Below are 4,170 nucleotides of genomic sequence, written 5' to 3'. Positions count from 1 at the left end.
TGCTGTCACAATCGGCGGTGAATTTACAGGCGGGCGGCGCACTGGATAATCAGGGCCGGGTTGAGGCACGGGGCAATATCACCGCCAGAGCAGGAACAATACAAAGTGGTCACGACAGCGTATGGGCCGCGGGGCTGGATGATAAAGGGCGTACTACTTTACCCGGCTCACTGACCCTGACCGCGCAGCACGTTCAGGCCAATGGCAAAAATCTGGCCACCGATACGCTGGCTGTCCACAGTCAACAGATTGACCTGAGCGACAGCCAGACTGCGGCCGGGCAGATTCAACTCACCGCCGGTCAATCGGGCATCAGTACCGCTCGCGCTACCGTCAACGCCGACCGTTTGACCGCAAAAATGCCGGGCCAGTTTAACAACGACAGCGGCCAGTTAGTGGCGAAGGAAATCCACCTCACAACCCCAGATTTATCTAATCAGCAGGGAAAAATTAACCAGACCGGGACCGGTGAACTGGCGCTCCATACCCGCACCCTGAATAACCGTGAGGGGATGGTATTCAATCAGGGGAAATTGACCCTTACCACTGACCGGCTTAACAACCGTCAGGGCACTATTGCCAGTCAGGGCGAGGACCTGCATTTGACCGCGCATCAGGCAGATAACAATCAAGGGACGGTGCAGTTGGCCGGTCAGGGTCGATTATCGCTCAATACCCAACGGTGGCTGGGTGATAAGGGCAAATTGCTCACCAATGGTGCCCTGACGATACAGGCCGGTGAACTGCAACTCAACCACGCCGAAACTCAGGCCGGGCAGATAACCATCAACGCCGACACCCTGAGCCATCAAGGCGGTGTGATGCAACAACAGGGTAAGGGTGACTTGTCCCTCACCACCCGGCGACTGAATAACCAGCACGGCACCCTTGCGGGCAATGGTAATCTGAACCTTAAAGCAACGACCGTCGATAATCGTCACGGCAACATCGTGGCCGCGAAAAAAGGAACGTTGGCACTGACCGTCAAAGACATCCTGGATAATCAGGCGGGCCGACTGGAAGCGGGCCACGCGCTCCAGCTCAGCGCTGCCCAACTGGATAATCGCCGGGGGAGCATGGTTGCCGCCGGGGACAGCGCCACCCTCACCGTTGGCAAAGCCATTCAAAACGCTCACGGCCATCTTGAAGCCAAAACCCGACTGACTACAACCAGCCAGACCCTGGATAACACGCAGGGGGTGTTGCTGGCACAGCATATCAATAGCCAGACCACAGGCCATCCCTTCACCAATACCGCGGGGCAGGTGATAGCCGAAGACACGCTGACGGTCAACAGTGGCGAACTGGATAACACCGCAGGGTTGTTACAGGCTGGCCGCGAGATGACCGTTGATACCCACGGCCACCGATTCACCAATACCCGCAATGCCGACCAAAAAGCAGGCCGGTTATTGAGTGGCGGACACTTAACTTTGCGCACCGGCGATGTTGATAACACCGGCGGCATGATAGCGGCGGACGGCAAAACTGCGCTGACCAGCGCCGAGCTCACTAATACTCAGGGCCAGATAGCCGGAAATAGCGGGCTGGACATTCACAGTCAACAACTGATAAATCGCGAGGGGACCTTACAATCCGCCGACGCCCTGACTCTGGATACCGACGGACAGTTGCTGGATAACCAGCAGGGCCAGATTATTGGAGAAGGAAAAACCACCGTCACCAGCGGCCCACTGGACAATCGCCACGGTCATCTGCAAGGCGGACAGGTGGTTATCGATACCCGACACGCCGCGCTGGATAACCGGGACGGCAAACTGTTATCCACCGACACGTTAACCCTGAATACTCACCAGCTCGATAATCGTCGCGGGCAGGTGCAGGCGGTGGGCGACACTCAGCTTGATGTTGACACTCAAACCGATAACACCGGCGGCCTTATCCGTGGCGGTCAGCAATTGACCCTGAACACCGCTCGCCTGATTAACCGCGAGACGGCGCACACGGATAACGGGCTGGAAGCGCAAAACCTGACGGTAAACGCCCAACAGGTGGACAATACCCAGGGCGCTTTACGGGCGGCCAATCACCTGCAAGCTCAGGTGAGTCACACGCTGGAGAATGCGCAGGGGTTAATCTCCGCAGGTAAACAACTTACCGTAGACGACAAGAGCGGGCACACCTCGCTGGTGATTAACAACCGGCAAGGTACGCTGATTGCCGGGGAACACGCGGCTATCACCGCACACGCCTTAAGTGGGGACGGCCAACTGTTATCGCAAGGCGATATGGCAGTCACTTTAACCGAGGATTTTCACCATACCGGCAACACGGCGGCCAATGGCAATCTGACCCTGAAAACGACCGGCAATCTTATCAATGACCGCCAGATAAAAGCCGGTCAGGCGCTGCATCTTGACGCACACCATCTCACCAATAACGCCTCCGGTGAAATCAGCGCCAAACAAACGCAAATCAACGTCCATGACACGCTGAACAATACCGGACTGATTGACGGCGGCTTAACCCATCTCACGGCCAACACGCTGAACAATACCGGCACCGGGCGCATTTACGGTGACCAAATTGCCCTTCAGACGGGCACGCTGAATAACATCGCACAGAACGGTAAAGCCGCCGTGATTGCGGCGCGTGACCGGCTGGATATCGGCACCGGAACACTGAACAACCGTGACCATGCCCAGATTTACAGCGTGGGCGACCTGCACATCGGCGGCCGGTTGGATAACGCCCTGACGGCCACCGGTCAAGCCCGTGAGCTCAATAACCACGCGGCGACGATTGAGGCCGGGCACCACTTGAAGATTAATGCCGACCGGATTAACAACACCAACGCCGGGTTGGTCACTCAGGTCGTCGAAACGGAAAAGTCTCAGCATCACGATGCAGTACTGAGCGGCCAGACCACCCGTTACGACTGGTCACAGGTGGACACTTCCCACCGCAATAAATACAAAGTGCACGATGCCATCATGCCGGATGGCAGCCGCAGTAATGATTTTTACGAATACCAGTACACTCGCACCGTCAAGGAAACTCAGGTTAAACAGAGTGACCCCGGTAAAATTCTGGCCGGGGGCAATATCACGCTCAACAGTGCGCAGGTCACTAATCACGACAGCCAGATTGTCGCTGGCGGCACGCTCGGTGGTGAAATTGGTGAACTGCACAATATCGCTACTCAGGGAGAACGGATTACCACCGATACGGGCAGTCAGACCCACTGGTATGCTAAAAAAACCAAAAAGAAAAAGTTCGGGTTCGGGGGGACCAAAACTTCGCAGGGGAAAAGCCGCAGCAATTATGACCCGGCCCCCGTAATAGAAACCCTCGACCTGAAAACGCTGGCCTGGCAGGAGAATACCCGTCCACAGGGCACCGATATCACGATTACAGACCGACAAACCGGTCAGATACATTCTGCCCCCACGACGGTCACACCGGTGAACGGTATCAAAAATCAGCCACTGGTCTTGCCTCCCGGTCAGCCATTTGAGCTGAGTTTGCCCCCGGAAACCGTCAAAGGGCAAACAGTCGACCCGGTGATACGCGTGGTGACGCCCGATACGCGTTTGCCGAATAACAGCCTGTATACCGTGCAACCGGGCAGTGACAGTCACTATCTGGTCGAAACCGACCCGAAATTTACCCAGTACAAACAGTGGCTGGGCTCGGACTATATGCGGCAACAATTAACGCATGACCCGGCGCTGGTCCACAAACGGTTAGGAGATGGGTTTTATGAACAACGTTTGGTGCGCGACCAAATCACCCAACTGACCGGCCAGCGCTATCTGCCGGGCTACAACAACGACGAAGCGCAATTTAAAGCGCTGATGGATGCCGGCGTTGCCTTTGGCAAACAGCAACAGTTGACGCCGGGCGTGGCGCTGAGTCCGGCGCAGATGGCGTTGCTGACCTCGGACATTATCTGGCTGACTAACCAAACCGTGACTTTACCGGATGGCACTACTGAGGTAGTCACCGTGCCGCAGGTTTATGCGCGCGTCCGTCAGGGCGACCTGCGCAGTGATGGTGCCTTGCTGGCCGGGAATACCGTAGCGCTCAACAGTCAGGGCGATATCACCAACAGCGGCACCATCAGCGGGCGTGACGTCACCCAACTGACGGCCAACAACCTGACCAACAGCGGCTTTATTCGCGGCGGCAAAGTGGATTTAACGGCCC

The 4,170-nt window shown here is 56.7% G+C and carries 1 pseudogene; it reads left to right on the top strand.

Annotation, left to right across the window (positions count from 1 at the left end):
• A pseudogene (locus EAE91_RS23050) lies at positions 1 to 4,170 on the top strand (S-layer family protein); the annotation flags it as partial.

Origin of the sequence: Photorhabdus noenieputensis, assembly GCF_018448935.1 — a bacterium.
Taxonomy (GTDB): domain Bacteria; phylum Pseudomonadota; class Gammaproteobacteria; order Enterobacterales; family Enterobacteriaceae; genus Photorhabdus; species Photorhabdus noenieputensis.
The sequence above is the reverse complement of the archived record's forward strand: the minus strand, read 5'-3'. Positions and strand labels throughout refer to the sequence as shown.